Source organism: Bizionia sp. M204, from assembly GCF_023205095.1.
Taxonomy (GTDB): Bacteria; Bacteroidota; Bacteroidia; order Flavobacteriales; family Flavobacteriaceae; genus Algorimicrobium; species Algorimicrobium hallyeonense.
On sequence record NZ_CP046242.1, the window covers coordinates 763,020 to 779,849 of the forward strand.

Here is a 16,830-nt window from a genome sequence, read left to right on the forward strand (position 1 = left end):
TTCCTCCGGTAATAAGCTCTTCCATTTGAGAACCGTAAACCGGATTCCTTATTTATTAAAGGTGTATTACTTCACCATAAGCATCAGCAACAGCTTCCATAACTGCTTCACTCATTGTTGGGTGTGGATGTACTGCTTTTAATACCTCATGTCCTGTAGTTTCTAGTTTTCTTCCTAAAACAGCTTCTGCAATCATATCGGTTACACCAGCACCAATCATGTGGCAACCTAACCATTCGCCATATTTAGCATCAAAAATTACTTTAACAAAGCCATCTTTAGCACCAGAAGCACTCGCTTTTCCAGAAGCCGAAAACGGAAATTTTCCAACTTTAATATCCAATCCTTTTTCTCTAGCTTGCTTTTCCGTTAAACCAACAGATGCAATTTCTGGAGATGCATATGTACAACCTGGAATATTACCATAGTCCAAAGCTTCCACATGCTGACCTGCTATTTTCTCAACACATAAAATACCTTCTGCAGACGCAACGTGTGCTAAAGCTTGTCCAGGTGTAACATCGCCAATTGCGTAGTAACCAGGAATATTTGTTTGATAAAAATCGTTTACTAAAATCTTATCACGATCAACCGCAATACCAACATCTTCTAAACCAATATTTTCAATATTAGACTTGATTCCAACAGCTGATAAAATAATATCTGCTTCTAGAACTTCTTCACCTTTCTTGGTTTTAACCGTTGCTTTTACACCAGTTCCCGATGTGTCTACTTTTGTAACTTCAGAAGATGTCATGATTTTAATACCACTTTTCTTGAATGAACGCTCTAACTGTTTTGATACATCTTCATCTTCAACAGGTACCACGTTTGGTAAAAATTCAACGATAGTAACATCTGTTCCCATAGAATTGTAGAAGTATGCAAACTCAACACCAATAGCACCAGAACCTACAACAATCATCTTTTTTGGTTGCTCTTTGAGCGTCATGGCTTCTCTGTAACCAATAACTTTTTTACCATCTTGTGGCAAATTTGGTAACTCACGAGAGCGTGCACCAGTAGCAACAATAATATGATCGGCAGAATATTCTTTGCCATCAACGTCTACTTTTTTTCCAGGTTTTAATTTGCCAAAACCCTCAATAACGTCAATTTTATTTTTCTTCATTAAAAACTTAACACCATTGCTCATGCCATCTGCAACACCTCTTGAGCGTTTTACAACCGCATCAAAATCTTTGTCAGCTTCTTTAACAGATAACCCATAATCTTCAGCGTGTTTCAAGTATTCAAAAACTTGAGCCGATTTTAAAAGGGCTTTGGTAGGAATACAACCCCAATTTAAACAAACACCACCAAGGTTTTCTTTTTCAATTACAGCAGTTTTAAAACCTAATTGTGATGCTCTAATAGCAGTTACGTAACCTCCAGGGCCACTTCCAAGAACAATAATATCGTATTTACTCATTGTGTTTTTTTTAATCGTTTTTTGATGCTACGAATTTACGAAACATAGCCGATATAATAAATTGTAGTTTCATTTTTATTTGGGCGTGACCTAAAGGTCGTGCTATTCACTATATCTTTTGCAGAAAAAGCAAAAGGATGCCGTTACTATCACTCACGCAGATGTGCTAATTTTTTAGCAAAAGGCATAAGCAATTAAGTTGTTTGCAATGACATAGAAATCTTTAATAGATACGCATCATTTGTAAACTATTTATTTTCTTTTTCCTTTGAAAATTTCACTTGGTTATAGGCTACGGATTTCCCTTTTGGAATTGATAAGGATTGCCATTCATTATCTTTCAACATTTTGCCAATATGTGCTATTTGACCAATGTGGTAGGCGTAGTGTCCTAATTGTCTAAAAATGGCTTCAGAAACTAAATGCTCTTCATTCCGGATATAAACTATGGTATTTAGTTCGTTGTTTTTTAAAGGCTCAATGGCATCAAAAAGACATTTCCAACCGCGTTCCCACGCAGATATTAATTCGTCTTTATTGGTATAGCTGGCTTCAAACTCTTGGTCTCGTTGGCGCCAAATTTTTTCACCATCTTCCGTTAAAAAATTGGTCCATCTGCTGAACATATTACCAACCATATGCTTAACAATTATGGAAATACTGTTGGCCGAATCGTTATACTGCCAAGTCATTTCTTCAAAAGTTAATTGGTCGAACGTTTTATCTCCAACCGTTTTGTAGTAATTAAACTGCTTTATTATACCCGTTATTAAATCGTTTTCCATAAAATATAAATAGCATTACAAAAATAGAAATTTTTATAATGCTATACTTTTTTAAAGAATGGGAAATTTAAGACTCTGGAATGAATTTTAAAGCCGTACCATTTATACAATGACGTTTTCCAGTAGTTTCCCGTGGACCATCATTAAAAACATGACCTAAATGCCCACCACAATTTGCACAGTGTTCTTCATTTCTGGCGTAGCCTAAATCGTTATCGGTTCCAAACGCAACATTGCCCTCAATAACACGATCAAAACTTGGCCATCCGGTTCCGGAATCAAATTTATGTTCACTTTTATACAAGGGTGTTTCACAGGCAGCACATACGTAGGTTCCTTTTTTATAATTTTTATCTAAAGGGCTTGAAAACGCACGTTCTGTTCCAGCTTCGCGCATCACGTAAAACTGTTCAGGAGTTAATTCTTGTTTCCATTCAGCTTCGGTTTTGGAAATTGGAAATGCTGTATTCTCATTAGAATTCTTTTTTTGAGCAGAACTGTTACAGCTAAAAAAAACCGTTAATAGGACTACAGATAGGATATATTTCATAGTTGTTTTTCTTATTTGGTCGGAAAGACTATTAAAACATAACAGGTTATTTCAATTTATGTATTTATAACTTATATTTGTTAACTATTTAAAATTGAACTTTTAAAATGGTTCAATTTTTGTTAATTTAGAAAAAGAAAACCCAAAACACATGAAATTCAAACAAAAAATAAGTGGATTATTCGTATTACTTTTAGTCGCATCCTGCGCAACAAATCCATTTACAGGAAGTCAAACAATGGCTTTGGTTTCGAATGATCAATTATTCCCAACGGCATTTCAGCAGTATAATCAAGTTTTAGCAGAAAATAAAGTAATAACTGGTACGTCTCAATCTGAAATGATTAAGCGTGTTGGTCAGCGTATTTCAGTCTCGGCAGAACGTTGGTTAAATGCCAATGGCTATCAAGGTTATTTGGAAGGCTATAAGTGGGAATACAATTTAATAGAATCCGACCAAGTTAATGCTTGGTGTATGCCAGGTGGTAAAATTGCCTTTTATACAGGGATTTTACCAATTGCTGAAAACGAAACAGCTATTGCTGCAATTATGGGTCATGAGGTGGCGCATGCATTGGCTAATCATGGTCAGCAGCGTATGAGTGCTGCTTATATACAGCAAGGTATTGCTTTAGCTGGAAACGTACTTATTGAAGATAACCAAACACGTGATATTTTTAACCAATCGTACGGAATTGGTACGCAGGTTGGTGTTATGTTGCCGTTTAGTAGAAGCCATGAAACGGAAGCTGATAAAATAGGATTAATTTTAATGGCTGTTGCTGGTTATAATCCAGAAGAAGCGGCCAATTTATGGAGACGTATGGATGCCAATAGTGGTGGACAAGCACCACCTGAATTTTTAAGCACACACCCAGCCAATGCTTCACGAATTGAAAACTTAACTAATTTAGTACCACAAGCCAAGTCAGAAGCCAAAAAATTTGGCGTATCTGAATTTAGATCGTTAGGGAAATATTAACTGTTTAAAAATATTTGTTTACTTTAGGAGCTGCTCAAAAAAGAGCAGCTTTTTTTATGAAACAACCACTACCTAAAGGCAGTAAAAAACTTCTAAATGCTTGGGCTTTTTATGATTGGGCCAATTCGGTCTATACGTTAACCATAGCATCATCTATATTTCCAATTTTCTATTCGTCCTTATTTATTTCGGAAATTAAGGTCGTATCGGCTTTTGGCTACAATTTTAAGAGTACAGCACTCATTACATTTGTAACGGCGTTTACATTTCTAGTAGTTTCTATCTTGTCGCCTTTATTATCTGGAATTGCCGATTATATAGGGAATAAGAAAGCCTTTATGAAGTTTTTTTGTTACGTGGGTGGCATTGGTTGCATTGGGTTATATTGGTTTAGTTTAGATCACATTTACATTAGTTTACTCTGTTATTTTATGGGGCTTATTGGATATTGGGGGAGTTTGGTTTTTTACAATTCCTATTTACCAGATATTGCATTTCCTGAGCAACAAGACCGTATTAGTGCCAGAGGATTTTCATTAGGGTATGTAGGTAGTGTTATTCTCCTGTTATTTAATTTAGGGTTGGTTATGTTTCCTGGCGTATTTGGCTTTGATATTAGTATAGCCGATTCTATTAGAGAAACCGGTACTAATGCCGAAATTGCTTTGGCATTGGAGGATGCTAAAAATGCGGCGTCTGTTGAAGCCATGCGTGTGGCATTTGTAACTGTGGGATTATGGTGGATTTTATTCAGTCAATACACCTTTTACATATTACCTAAAGGCGTTAAAAATGGCGGAAAAGTAACACGGAATGTGGTACTGAATGGTTTTAGGGAGTTACGCCAAGTATGGCGACAATTAAAAGAAAATTTACGCTTAAAACGCTATTTAGCGGCATTTTTTGTTTTCAGTATGTCCGTACAAACTATTATGCTGATTGCGGTTTATTTTGGCGAGGAGGAGATTTTATGGGCTGACGATGGTCAAAAAACCTTTGGCTTAATTATCAGTATTTTAGTGATTCAAGTGGTGGCAATTCTAGGTGCTTTTCTAACATCTAGAGCTTCTGAAAAATTTGGAAATATTAAAACGCTAATTGCTGTAAATATTATTTGGATGCTGCTATGTTTAGCTGCCTATTTCGTTATTACGCCTATTCATTTTTATCTTACTGCAGGTTTTGTGGGATTAGTTATGGGAGGAATTCAAGCTTTGGCACGATCCACCTATTCTAAATTCTTGCCTGAAACTGCGGATACCACATCTTATTTTAGTTTTTATGATGTAGCCGAAAAAATAGGAATTGTCATTGGTATGATTATTTTTGCAACTATAGATCAGATTACGGGAAGCATGCGAAATGCCATTTTATTTTTATTCGTATTTTTCCTCTTTGGAATTTTCCTCTTATTTAGAGTGCCACGTGAATCGAACAACATAATAAAAAATTAATATAAAACTAGGAACATGAAACAATACCTCAAATCTTTGACACTTTTATCTCTTTCAATCTTTTTCATTACGTTTACTGCTTGTGATAATGAGCCGCTTGATGCCGGCTTAAACGGAGCCGAAGGTAATGGAAATAATGAACCAAGTGGCAACACAACGGGAGACTACTGGCCAAGAGCGGTGGGAAATACATGGACGTATAATGCTTTAGGCGGAACGGAAGAAACCTATACCATAATAGGAACCGAAATCATTGATGGTTTCAATTACTTTGAGTTTGATAATTTATTAGGGATTCCAGCATGGATGCGTAAAGGAGGTGCCAATTATTATGTGCGCAATGAAATTTATTATGAGCTTCCTGGTTTTGAGGTGCAGTCCACACCGTTTGTGGTAAATATGCTTAAGGATGATGCAGAAGTAGGTGATACATGGAGTTCTAATGTTAACTATACACTTTCGTTTACGCCAACAGATGGGGCACCAGGAATTCCCGATACACCTGTAAATGCACTATATACGTTAGAGATGATTGAACGGGATATGACTAAAACCGTAGAGGGAACCGCGTATACCAATGTTTTACATGTGCATTTAGTTGTGTCGGCATCGGGACAAACTGAAGAAGCGAATTATTTTTACGCAAAGGATATTGGCTTAATTGAATATATCTCAGGCGGTGGTTCTGTTACATTATTAGAATACACATTAAATTAGGGTAACTTAATGTCACTTTACAAAAAACCCGAAGCACGTGCTTCGGGTTTTTTGTATCGCTCCTAATAAAATTCGTCCGTATTTTACTTCATGCTCACGCTCCCAGAACCCGAAATCTTCGTATCCTCTTTTGCTGGTCTTCCTTTATACGTTACATCTCCAGAACCAGAAACGCGCACTTTTAAATAAGCATTACTTACAACTTGAGCATCGCCAGAACCCGAAATGGTGACCTCTGTATTATCAGCTTCTAATCCATAACAGCTATAATCTCCAGAACCGGAAATACTTAATTCCAAGTCTCTGGTTTTTCCTGTTAATGTAATATCGCCTGAACCTGCCAAATGACTTTCTATTTCGTTGGCTACTATTTCCAATCGAATGTCTCCAGATCCAGCCAAATTAACATCAAATTCATCAGCCGTTATTTGGTCTTTACTGTATAAATCTCCAGATCCTGCTAAACTTACTTCTTCAATATCCTTAAAAGGAATTGTTACTTTAATTGTTTTTCCGCGACTGGTATTCAAATTAATGCCATTTTCTGTTTTTACTGAAAGCGTTCCGTTTTTTACTTCGGTAATGACATGTTTCAGCAAATTTTCTTCACCTTCAATTGTAAGTTGTCCTTCGGTTCCTGAAACCAAAATATAATCGAATGGTCCTGCACAACTAATTTCGGAGTAATCGCTGGTGTTTCTATCCTGAGTTACAACGTTGCCGTTTCCTGAAACTTTTTTACCAAATTGTGCGCAGCTAACAGCAGTGGTTAATAAGATGGTGAGTAATAAAATTTGATTTTTCATAGTGTTTGATTTTAGTGGTTATTATCTTGATTACTATTTAGTTTTTGTCAATGGTTACGCTTCCGTAATCTGAAATAATTTTAATGTAGTTATTCGTGTTGGAAGAACCGTAATACCCTTGATAATATTTACTGGTCGATTCATCACGTTTCTTATTAAATTCAAAGCCGTCATGACTGCGAAGCGATGCATAGTCTAAATCTATTTCAAAGTTGAAATGATAACCCGATTCAAAACCGATATGTATTCCAACATAATCGGAATCTATCGTAATGTTTTTAGCTGTAGCTTTGATGTTTTTTATTTTAATAGAACCATAATCTGAATCGATTGATACGTTTTTATAGATATCGCCTAAAACAATGGTTAAATAATCGCCAGAGCCACTAACATTATTAGCTCTATCCGCTGTAAGTGATCCATAGTCGCAATCGTATTTTAAATCTTCAATGGTTTCAAATTTGGAGTTGGTATAATCGGCTTCTAGGTTGATAGTTTTAGCTTTTGCAACGGTAAACTCACTGTAATCGGCATTTATCGTTCCGTTGTTTATATATTCAAAGTAGGAATTTTTAGTATAATCAAATTCAATCTCATTCGTATTTCCCATTAACTCTTTGGTGGTAATTTTACCGTAATCGCAATTAATTTTGGCGTTTCCTTCTAATTTATCCAAAATAATACTGCCATAATCATTATCCAAATCAACGGAATTGGTCATTGGCATTTTTATTACATAATTCACCTTCATATTAATACTACTGTTACTGCCCCAGTTCCACCAAGAATTAGATTTTCCTTTACTAAAAATAGTCTTTGCTGAAACGTAATTTGAGCTCGCTTCAAAATCGACGTTAATATTGTCAATTTTTTCACGCACTTTATCTTCATTATTACCGCTAACAGTAATATTAACCGTGATTTCAATGCGGTTTTCATTCCATGTAATAATATTTAAGTTACCATAGCTATTATCAATTTTTAAGGTTGCGTTTTTAGAGACATTATAAGATTTCTTAATTGTTTTTTCTTCAGAATGTTTATCACGCTTTTCAGGATTTGTAGTAGCTGAAACTACTACAGGTAAAAGTGCGAAAATCAAGACGAGTTTATATAAAATGTTTGTTTTCATGAGGTATATTTTAAAGAGTTTTTTCTGATAAGTTGTTGTTTAATGCTTTTACATGTTCAATTTGTTTTAAGGTGTTTTCTAGAACTTCAATACGATTTTGAAAATTGGAAATCATGGCATAAATAACACGTTGATCTTGTCCGCTTTCAATTAAATCGGAAATAAGAATTTTATATTCAGCTTCCAATCTGTTTAGCTGCACCATAGCATCTTTAATAAGTAAGCGTGTTTTACTATTGGAGGATGCCTCTAATTTTTTTAATTCTGCAGAAATAGTAGCTGTAAAAAAACTTTCTGTTTTAGCCATTTCTGGCGAAACGCTTGCTAATCCTGTAATTTCTGAATTTGAATTGGATCCAATAGCTAGCGAGACCAATAATACAATGGAGGCCGCAATACTTATAATTGGTAACCACAGTTTTCGAACTTTAGGTTTGGGTTTATTGGTGATTGCCTGTTTATTTAGCTTTGCTAAAAAACGTTCTTCATGTTTGTCTTTAGGCTGTTCTATATCAAAATCAGCTTGTAAATCAGTAAATAACGTATCTAAATCGTCTGGTTTCATAATAACTGTTTTAATAATTTAATATAGGCTCTAGGGCTTGTCTTAATTTTTCTTTTGCACGTGAAATGGTGGTTCTGCAATTTGCATAGGTTACATTGGTAATGATGCCAATTTCTTCATAATCATATCCTTCAATTAAATGGAGGGTTAATGCAATTCTGTAATTATCTTTTAAACTGTTTATGGCTTGAATAATTACCTTCACCTTATTGGTACTTTCTGTTTCTTCACTACTTATACTAGAGCTTTCATCCTCTAATTTGTATAAAACGGCGTCTACAGGAACATTTTGGTGCTTATCATTTTTATGATACAGGTAAATACTTTTATTTACCACAATTCGTTTTAACCAAGCTCCAAATGTTGCTGCTTCCTGCAAAGTGTCAAGCTTGGTAAAGGCTGATAAAAATGATTCTTGCATAATATCTTCAGCTTCATAAGCGTTTTTTACAATTCTAAAAGCGGTATTATACATGGCTTTGTAATATCTGTTGTAAATTTCCAACTGCGCTTGTTGGTTACCAGATTGGCACAAAGCAATGAGCTCTTCAATATTTTTTGTGGTTAGTGTCAAGAATAAATCGGTTTGTTATTATAAAGATGCTAGAAAAAACGAATTGTTACAGTTGAAAAGAAAAAAGTTTATATATTCTTTAAATTTATGAATTAAGAAGTCAGTTGAAGAAGCTTCTGTAACAAATTCTCATTGAAATGAATGCGTGTTTTGAAGGTGGTAGAATTATTTTAGATAAAAGATAAAATCACTAGTAGAATTTTTTGAATTGGCGATAAAACAATATAGAATTTAACGGGTGTTTTATTTCCGGCCAATGAAAAAAGCGCCCTTTAGATTTAATTCTAAAAGGACGCTTTTTTTAATGGTCTAACAGACTAATTAAAGATTTGGGAATAAACCTCGTAAATCTATTATGGATTATATGGATCAATAACTTCCGCTCCTTGCCAATCTGAGAATAATTTTGGTGTATTATCCAATGTGAGGTTACTATATTCGAGGAAAAAATTATAACCATAATAATAATTGATGCTCACACCATATTCAAAGCAATTAATAAAGTTAACATCGTGAATTTTTAAATAATCAGTATGTCCTAATTTTATAGCGCCATTTGGATAACCTGTAGTTTTACCAGCATCCGAAATATCTAAAAACCTTATTTCATTTAATGGACTATTAGATTCTATACTTATTCCTTTCCAATACCCTGGAACCGCTTCTTTTCCTTTAATGGTAATTCTATTGTCTGCTGTACCAACCATTATAGTTTCATGTTGGTAAGAAAACGCATTATTAAAACGAATTTCACTTCCTGCATCCATAATTAATGTAACACCTGGCTTAAATGTAAATCGCCTTTTAGCGCTATTGCTTGGCTTAAATCCATTGGAGAAAAATGGTACATCTATATTATGAAATGTAATATCTTTATTAACATCAGTGTGTTCTAACCGGATATAATCATTGACATTTCCAGAATAGGTACTAGTTTCATCAATAGAATTGATAAAATTTGGATTCGTTAAAATAGGAAGATCATTCCTTGTAAACGTTGAATTTGAAATGTTTAAGGTGGATGCGTATCCTACCCAATGCAGGCCTATTTCTTGACAATCTTGAATGGTGCAGCTATCCAACTCCATAACAGCTCCCCAAGAACCTATAACAGCACCTTTATAGTTCCAGCCTCCAGGACGAATTTGACCTGCATATTCAACCGTTACATGGCTCATAATATTAGAAGGATTATCGCTAGTCATTAATAAACCTCTCCAATGTCCTTTGTTTTTTTCTGTACCTGTTAAAATTATAGGATTGCTAGAGGTTCCCCTCATTTCTATTTTATAATTTTCATCTTCTATAAATTGTAATCCTGCATTTTTTTCAAACGCAATTACAACACCTGCGTCAATTAGTAGGTTGGCTTTAATTCTAGGATCGCAACTTATAATATAATCTACTGGCGCATCCGGTATATTTTCGAGATGAATATCACCTCCAGCACTAAAGAAATCGCAGTCCAAAAGTGTTGGTGGCACATTATTTTGAGGAATTGGCTCTATGCTATCGTCACTGCTACAGCTCGAAATAGCGAAGCCCATGGCAAGTAAAAAGATTAATGGTTTTAATGTAATTTGTAATTTTTTCATAATTAGTTTTATTTATTATATAGTTTAACAAAAATAGATTCTGTGTTTTCTTTTGTAATATCTAAAGGCAAAAGACCTTGATGAATTACGCTTGGTTTTATAGTTTAAAACGTTGTTCTTAATTTCTCGGTTATCGAAACCGTTTTATATTTCTTTAGTGTTTTAAAAAAGATAGGTAAACACATTACTTAATAAATTTTTAAAAAGTTTAATTTTCTATATAAAGGCCTAGTTACTTTTGAGTTATTTAGGGTGTTTTATGAAATCGATTTATCAGTTCGCCATAATAATTTGAAATTATGGTTAAAACTGTAAGCTATCTGTGATATAGTTTTCAATGGGATTATTTTATATATCCTAAACGTTTACCATAAAAAATCATCCAGTAGTATGCTTTAACCAAACCTATTGGATGTTAATGCAAGTTGTCCTACAATATAAATAGACCTTATTTTTATAATAAAATGGATATTTTAAATTATAGTTTACCTAAAACGTCAACTACCTCATAATTGCTTAAATCAAAATATTTAGGATCTGACTTTTCACTAAACTCTGTTATATCCATTTGCATACTCGGCGTGTCTCGATTTTTTTCAAAATAAACACTTCGTATCATCATGCCTCTTGGTGCATTTTCGTCTGTTGAAGCTGAATTGGCCGTGGCTGGTGAATTTATAAAATTCTTTATCTGTCCGCCAAAAAGATGGTTTTCGCTTAAATCGATTGTAATATCTTGGGTAACCCAAACATGGGTAATCGTTTTCTCCTCTGCGTTGGTATAAATATACTTACGAGAATTATAACCATTAATTTCCTTTTGCTCATTGGTACGTTCCCAAGTTCCAGTATCGTCATCCAAATCCATTTGATGTTCCGCCATGCGTTGCGCCATTTTTTGAAAATTAATCATAGGCATTTTTGTAGCCGATTTTTGTTTAGGATTTACCATATACATGGCTGCACCTTTATAGTCAAAAAGCATTCGGGTTTCATTTTTATCATCTTCATTCATAATCATGCATTCACCCGTTTCACCAAAAACGAGTTTTGTGGTATTTGTATCATCTAATTTGCCATTTTTTTTAAAGGATTTAATTTCCATTGCTAGTGTGGCTTTTACAGGATTCTCTGGTATTGGGTAGCGCGTATCATTTTCGTAGGTTACATCGCGGAGGGCATCGCGTCCTTTTTCTCGTTCCGGTTCCGCATATTTCTCCTTCATATCATTTTTAATTTTTCGCTTAATCATGCCGCGTTGGGCATGTAAAGGCGCGCTAAATGCAAAAATTAATAGGGCTGTAATGGCATATACATGTAATCTTCTCATAATTTGTGTGTTTAATATTTCTATATATTAATGTGTAACGAAATAAAAGGTTAACAAAATCAACCATAAATTATCTAGTAAATAAATTATCAAACTACTATTCCTAACCTGTTAAACCCTTGATACATTATCAATAGAGTTGTTATACGCGAAGTTTTGCGGCTCTGAAAATTTAACAAAAATGTATATTTAAGCAGGTATGAATTAAATAAGCCTTAAGAATAATTGCAAAATGCACTAGTTTTAAGGGACTTTTTATTCATGGCATATAAATTGAATACTATAGGCATATATACAGCTGTAATACGGTATGAATAGCTGATTACGAGTTGTATATTTCTAAAATGAATTATTAAAACATAAAGACGATTCTGTTTTTAACCCCAATTAATGACAGAATGACTTAAATATATCTATGAAGAAATCTAATTTTTTAAACCTTGACAGTTTGTCATTTCAAGATTTTGACGAAAATTCAGAATTAATTCCTTTAATGACACCTGAAGATGAAGAAGAAATAAATAACGAAGCTTTACCAGAAACGCTTCCTATTTTATCATTACGAAATACAGTTTTGTTTCCAGGTGTGGTAATTCCTATTACAGCCGGTCGTGATAAATCCATAAAACTAATTAACGACGCCAATAAAGGCAGTAAAGTAATTGGTGTGGTATCGCAAAAGGATGAAGCGGTTGAAAACCCAAAAGCTTCGGATATTCATGAAACAGGAACGGTAGCGCGTATTTTAAAAGTTTTAAAAATGCCTGATGGTAACACAACGGTTATTATTCAAGGTAAAAAACGTTTTAAAATAAAGGACGTATTAACAGAAGATCCCTATATAAGAGCAACCATTGAAGATGTTCCGGAAGCAAGACCAGCTGAACAAAATAAGGAGTTTGAAGCTATTATAGACTCTATAAAGGAACTGTCTCTTCAAATTATTGAGGAAAGCCCAAATATTCCAAGTGAAGCATCGTTTGCTATTAAAAACATTCAGAGTAATTCGTTTTTAATAAACTTCGTATCCTCTAATATGAACTTAAGTGTTACGGAAAAACAAAGTTTATTAGAAACAAACGATTTAAAAGATCGTGCTCTCGAAACGTTGAAATATATGAATATGGAGTTCCAGAAATTGGAACTTAAAAACGATATTCAATCCAAGGTTCAAAGTGATATGAATCAACAACAACGTGAATATTTCTTGCACCAGCAAATGAAGACCATTCAAGAAGAATTGGGTGGTGTAAGTCATGATGAGGAATTAGAAGACATGCGTAAACGTTCTAAAAAAATGAAATGGGGAACAAAGGAAGCCAAGCATTTTGAAAAAGAATTAGCTAAAATGCAACGCATGAATCCTCAAGTTGCCGAATATTCTATACAACGAAATTATTTGGATTTATTTCTAGATTTACCATGGAATACATTCAGTAAAGATAAATTCGATTTAAAACGCGCCCAGCGTATTCTTGATCGTGATCATTACGGTTTAGATGATGTAAAACGTCGGATTATTGAACATTTAGCGGTCGTAAAATTACGAGGAGATATGAAATCGCCTATCCTATGTTTATATGGACCTCCAGGTGTTGGTAAAACTTCATTAGGAAAGTCTGTAGCCGAAGCATTGGGACGCGAATATGTGCGTATGTCGCTTGGTGGCTTACGAGATGAAGCGGAAATACGCGGACATCGTAAAACCTATATTGGTGCTATGCCAGGGCGTATTATTCAAAGTTTAAAGAAGGCCGGAACATCCAATCCTGTTTTTGTCTTAGATGAAATTGATAAATTGTCTAATTCGCATCAAGGTGATCCTTCGTCTGCTATGCTGGAAGTTTTAGATCCTGAACAAAACAGCGAATTTCATGATAACTTTTTAGAAATGGGCTTCGATTTATCTAAAGTCATGTTCATTGCTACATCTAATAGTTTGTCTACCATTCAACCAGCATTATTGGATAGAATGGAAATTATAAATGTAACGGGTTATACTATAGAGGAAAAAGTGGAAATAGCTAAACGCCATTTATTGCCAAAACAACTCAAGGAACACGGATTAACGGATAAACATCTTAAAATTGCCAAGCCGCAATTAGAGAAAATAGTAGAAGGGTATACACGGGAATCTGGTGTACGTGGTTTGGAAAAACAATTGGCCAAAATGGTGCGCTATGCAGCCAAAAGTATTGCTATGGAAGAAACGTATAACGTTAAAATTTCCAATGAAGATATTATTGAAGTGCTTGGCGGCCCAAAAATGGAACGCGATAAGTATGAGAATAATAACGTTGCAGGTGTTGTAACAGGTTTGGCGTGGACACGTGTTGGTGGCGATATTTTATTTATTGAATCTATTCTATCTAAAGGAAAAGGTACCTTAACGGTTACCGGTAATTTAGGGAAAGTAATGAAGGAGTCGGCAACGATTGCCATGGAATATATTAAATCCAATGCAGAAGATTTAGGATTAGACCCTGATGTTTTTGATAAATACAATGTTCACATTCACGTGCCTGAAGGCGCAACCCCTAAAGATGGACCAAGTGCAGGTGTTACTATGTTAACATCATTAGTTTCCTTATTTACACAGAAAAAAGTAAAAAATAGTTTAGCCATGACTGGCGAAATTACACTGCGTGGTAAGGTGCTACCAGTAGGAGGTATTAAGGAGAAAATTCTTGCTGCGAAACGTGCACGTATAAAAGAAATTTTATTAAGTGAAGAAAACAGACGTGATATTGAAGAAATAAAACCAGAATATTTAAAAGGTTTAACCTTTCATTATGTGTCTGAAATGAGCGATGTTATTAAGTTAGCACTCACTAATCAGAAGGTGAAGAATGCCAAAAAACTGTAAAAAGTGACATTACATAGATTAAAACCTCGAAATTATTTTCGAGGTTTTTTTATGATGTAAAAATAAATTATACTTGCAGCCGTTTATAGATAGACTTACTTTCGTTGTAACCTTATATGTTAAAGAAAATTACCACTGGAATTTGCTTGCTTTTATGCCTTTCTGCGATTGCGCAAGTTGGTGGTGAATCTACATATCAATTTTTAAATCTAATTTCTTCCCCACGTCAAGCCGCTTTAGGTGGTAAAGTATTTACCAATTTGGATTATGATGTTAGTCAAGCTTTAACCAATCCTGCAGCTATAAATGACGAAATGGATAATCAGTTAGCGCTTAATTACTCTAGTTATTTAGGAGGCATAAGTTATGGAACGGCAGCTTATGGTTACACTTGGGATAGACGCACACTCACATTCTTTGGAGGTGTTACCTATATAAATTACGGAAGTTTTGATGGTTATGACGAACAAGGAAACGCCACAGGCTCGTTTAGTGGAAATGAAGCGGCTATATCCTTTGGACATTCCAGACAAATTGGGTATTCCGATTTTTATTTAGGAGGAACTGTTAAATTAATTACATCCAAATTAGAACAATACAACTCATTCGGAGCTGCTTTAGATGCTGGTTTAATGTATGTAAATGAAGATATTGAATTTCAAGCTACATTAGTAGTTCGCAATTTAGGATTACAAATTACAACCTATGCAGGACAAAATGAGCCGTTGCCGTTTGAAGTCGCTTTTGGAATGTCACAAACATTAGAAAACGTACCATTACGTTGGCACGTTACTTTTGAAAATTTACAAAAATGGCCCATTGGCGTTTCTAATCCGGCTCGTGCTGAAACGGATTTAGAAGGAAATCAAACACAAGAAAAAGTTGGTTTCTTTGGCAATGTTATAAGACATACGATATTGGGTGCTGAAATTTTTCCAGCAGGTGCTTTTAATATCCGATTGGGTTATAATTTCAGAAAGGGTGAGGAGCTGCGTATTGTAGATCAACGAAATTTTTCAGGTATTTCTGCGGGAATTGGACTGAAATTGAATAAATTTAGATTTAGTTTTACGCATGTAAGATATACAAGCGCATCCAATGCCAATTTTTTCGGCATGCAATTAGATTTAAGATAAATGCAAAAAATAACCATTGCCATAGACGGCTTTTCTTCAACAGGTAAAAGTACCGTTGCTAAACAACTAGCCAAACATTTAGGATATATTTATGTGGATTCTGGTGCTATGTATCGTGCCGTGACGTATTACGCCATGAAATATGGTTTTATTAATTCGACTCAATTTGACGTGGTCGGTTTGGTATCCAAACTTCACGATGTGGTTGTTTATTTCAAACTAAACGAAACCACAAATGTTGCTGATGTGTATTTAAATGGTGAAAATATAGAAAAAGCCATTCGCACTTTAGAAGTCAGTAATTTTGTGAGTCAGGTTGCTGCTATTCCAGAAGTGCGTTACCAATTAGTAAAACAGCAACAAAAAATGGGTGCTGAAAAAGGAGTGGTTATGGATGGTCGCGACATAGGAACCGTTGTTTTCCCTCAAGCAGAACTCAAAATATTTATGACGGCTTCGTCAGAAACGCGTGCTACGCGTCGTTTTGATGAACTTATTAGCCGTGGCGATGTAGTAACCTATAATGATGTACTCCATAATATTCAAGAACGGGATTATATTGATTCTAACCGAGAAGATTCACCTTTAAGAAAAGCAGATGATGCTATTGAAATAGACAATTCTCATTTGTCTCTGGACCAACAATTCCAAAAAATTGTTAAGTTGGCAGAAGCAGCGATTCAAGAAAATAACTAAATCTTTAATTTTTAGAAAATTACTTATTGTTTAATTGCAGAAAATATAGTATTTTTGCACTCCTTTTAGCGACGCGTTAGAAAATAAAAGGAATAAACTAAAAAAACAATAATCCTTCTGTGTGTTAGTCGCCCATTTTCTAAAACAACACAGAATACAAAACACAATGCGCTTGCGGTTTCGCGAAGTTGAAAACTTTTAACGCATTGT

Annotated in this window: 15 protein-coding genes; 6 read left to right on the forward strand and 9 right to left on the reverse strand. The window is 34.6% G+C overall.

What is annotated here, in order from left to right:
• Positions 1-55: 55 nt before the first annotated feature.
• The 3 genes from lpdA to msrB form a co-directional block, all read right to left on the reverse strand.
• Complete coding sequence (gene lpdA, locus GMA17_RS03435; RefSeq protein ID WP_248399161.1) at positions 56-1,432, reverse strand: dihydrolipoyl dehydrogenase; 1,377 nt, start codon at positions 1,430-1,432, stop codon at positions 56-58.
• Positions 1,433-1,680: 248 nt separating this feature from the next.
• Positions 1,681-2,217: a DUF1572 family protein gene (locus tag GMA17_RS03440; RefSeq protein WP_248399163.1), complete on the reverse strand. Its 537-nt coding sequence runs from the start codon at positions 2,215-2,217 to the stop codon at positions 1,681-1,683.
• Positions 2,218-2,284: 67 nt separating this feature from the next.
• Complete coding sequence (msrB, locus tag GMA17_RS03445) at positions 2,285-2,767, reverse strand: peptide-methionine (R)-S-oxide reductase MsrB (protein ID WP_248399165.1); 483 nt, start codon at positions 2,765-2,767, stop codon at positions 2,285-2,287.
• 151 nt (positions 2,768-2,918) lie between these two features.
• Between msrB and GMA17_RS03450 the strand changes: the two genes are divergently transcribed.
• From GMA17_RS03450 to GMA17_RS03460, 3 genes are read left to right on the forward strand one after another with little or no spacing between them, the layout of a single operon-like run.
• A complete protein-coding gene (locus tag GMA17_RS03450) occupies positions 2,919-3,749 on the forward strand; it encodes a M48 family metallopeptidase (RefSeq protein WP_248399166.1) in 831 nt (276 codons plus the stop codon).
• Positions 3,750-3,805: 56 nt separating this feature from the next.
• The gene (locus GMA17_RS03455) at positions 3,806-5,203 is read left to right on the forward strand and encodes an MFS transporter (RefSeq protein ID WP_248399168.1); all 1,398 of its coding nucleotides are present in this window, start codon (positions 3,806-3,808) and stop codon (positions 5,201-5,203) included.
• A 15-nt stretch (positions 5,204-5,218) separates the two neighbouring features.
• A complete protein-coding gene (locus tag GMA17_RS03460) occupies positions 5,219-5,920 on the forward strand; it encodes a hypothetical protein (RefSeq protein WP_248399170.1) in 702 nt (233 codons plus the stop codon).
• 83 nt (positions 5,921-6,003) lie between these two features.
• Here the strand turns inward: GMA17_RS03460 and GMA17_RS03465 are convergent, their stop codons facing one another.
• The 6 genes from GMA17_RS03465 to GMA17_RS03490 form a co-directional block, all read right to left on the reverse strand.
• Positions 6,004-6,726, reverse strand: a complete 723-nt coding sequence (locus GMA17_RS03465) for a head GIN domain-containing protein (RefSeq protein ID WP_248399171.1) — start codon at positions 6,724-6,726, stop codon at positions 6,004-6,006.
• A gap of 37 nt (positions 6,727-6,763) precedes the next feature.
• Positions 6,764-7,858 (reverse strand): hypothetical protein, encoded by a 1,095-nt coding sequence (locus GMA17_RS03470; protein WP_248399173.1) that lies wholly within the window; start codon positions 7,856-7,858, stop codon positions 6,764-6,766.
• Positions 7,859-7,868: 10 nt separating this feature from the next.
• Positions 7,869-8,423, reverse strand: coding sequence for a hypothetical protein (locus GMA17_RS03475; protein WP_248399175.1), 555 nt, complete (start codon positions 8,421-8,423; stop codon positions 7,869-7,871).
• A gap of 10 nt (positions 8,424-8,433) precedes the next feature.
• Positions 8,434-8,997, reverse strand: coding sequence for an RNA polymerase sigma factor (locus GMA17_RS03480; protein WP_248399176.1), 564 nt, complete (start codon positions 8,995-8,997; stop codon positions 8,434-8,436).
• A 353-nt stretch (positions 8,998-9,350) separates the two neighbouring features.
• Positions 9,351-10,592 (reverse strand): hypothetical protein, encoded by a 1,242-nt coding sequence (locus GMA17_RS03485; protein ID WP_248399178.1) that lies wholly within the window; start codon positions 10,590-10,592, stop codon positions 9,351-9,353.
• Positions 10,593-11,070: 478 nt separating this feature from the next.
• The gene (locus GMA17_RS03490) at positions 11,071-11,922 is read right to left on the reverse strand and encodes a DUF4412 domain-containing protein (protein ID WP_248399180.1); all 852 of its coding nucleotides are present in this window, start codon (positions 11,920-11,922) and stop codon (positions 11,071-11,073) included.
• Between the two features lie 415 nt (positions 11,923-12,337).
• Between GMA17_RS03490 and lon the strand changes: the two genes are divergently transcribed.
• The 3 genes from lon (at position 12,338) to cmk (ending at position 16,620) form a co-directional block, all read left to right on the forward strand.
• On the forward strand, positions 12,338-14,788 hold the full coding sequence (lon, locus tag GMA17_RS03495) for an endopeptidase La (protein ID WP_248399182.1): 2,451 nt from the start codon (positions 12,338-12,340) through the stop codon (positions 14,786-14,788).
• Between the two features lie 116 nt (positions 14,789-14,904).
• Complete coding sequence (porQ, locus tag GMA17_RS03500) at positions 14,905-15,924, forward strand: type IX secretion system protein PorQ (RefSeq protein WP_248399184.1); 1,020 nt, start codon at positions 14,905-14,907, stop codon at positions 15,922-15,924.
• A complete protein-coding gene (cmk, locus tag GMA17_RS03505; protein WP_248399186.1) occupies positions 15,925-16,620 on the forward strand; it encodes a (d)CMP kinase in 696 nt (231 codons plus the stop codon).
• Positions 16,621-16,830: the final 210 nt, after the last annotated feature.

Excerpts from the sequence above, each read along its gene's own strand:
- lpdA (WP_248399161.1), bottom strand. The coding sequence starts at position 1,432 with ATGAGTAAATACGATATTATTGTTCTTGGAAGTGGCCCTGGAGGTTAC.
- GMA17_RS03440 (WP_248399163.1), bottom strand. The coding sequence starts at position 2,217 with ATGGAAAACGATTTAATAACGGGTATAATAAAGCAGTTTAATTACTAC.
- msrB (WP_248399165.1), bottom strand. The coding sequence starts at position 2,767 with ATGAAATATATCCTATCTGTAGTCCTATTAACGGTTTTTTTTAGCTGT.
- GMA17_RS03450 (WP_248399166.1), top strand. The coding sequence starts at position 2,919 with ATGAAATTCAAACAAAAAATAAGTGGATTATTCGTATTACTTTTAGTC.
- GMA17_RS03455 (WP_248399168.1), top strand. The coding sequence starts at position 3,806 with ATGAAACAACCACTACCTAAAGGCAGTAAAAAACTTCTAAATGCTTGG.
- GMA17_RS03460 (WP_248399170.1), top strand. The coding sequence starts at position 5,219 with ATGAAACAATACCTCAAATCTTTGACACTTTTATCTCTTTCAATCTTT.
- GMA17_RS03465 (WP_248399171.1), bottom strand. The coding sequence starts at position 6,726 with ATGAAAAATCAAATTTTATTACTCACCATCTTATTAACCACTGCTGTT.
- GMA17_RS03470 (WP_248399173.1), bottom strand. The coding sequence starts at position 7,858 with ATGAAAACAAACATTTTATATAAACTCGTCTTGATTTTCGCACTTTTA.
- GMA17_RS03475 (WP_248399175.1), bottom strand. The coding sequence starts at position 8,423 with ATGAAACCAGACGATTTAGATACGTTATTTACTGATTTACAAGCTGAT.
- GMA17_RS03485 (WP_248399178.1), bottom strand. The coding sequence starts at position 10,592 with ATGAAAAAATTACAAATTACATTAAAACCATTAATCTTTTTACTTGCC.
- GMA17_RS03490 (WP_248399180.1), bottom strand. The coding sequence starts at position 11,922 with ATGAGAAGATTACATGTATATGCCATTACAGCCCTATTAATTTTTGCA.
- lon (WP_248399182.1), top strand. The coding sequence starts at position 12,338 with ATGAAGAAATCTAATTTTTTAAACCTTGACAGTTTGTCATTTCAAGAT.
- porQ (WP_248399184.1), top strand. The coding sequence starts at position 14,905 with ATGTTAAAGAAAATTACCACTGGAATTTGCTTGCTTTTATGCCTTTCT.
- cmk (WP_248399186.1), top strand. The coding sequence starts at position 15,925 with ATGCAAAAAATAACCATTGCCATAGACGGCTTTTCTTCAACAGGTAAA.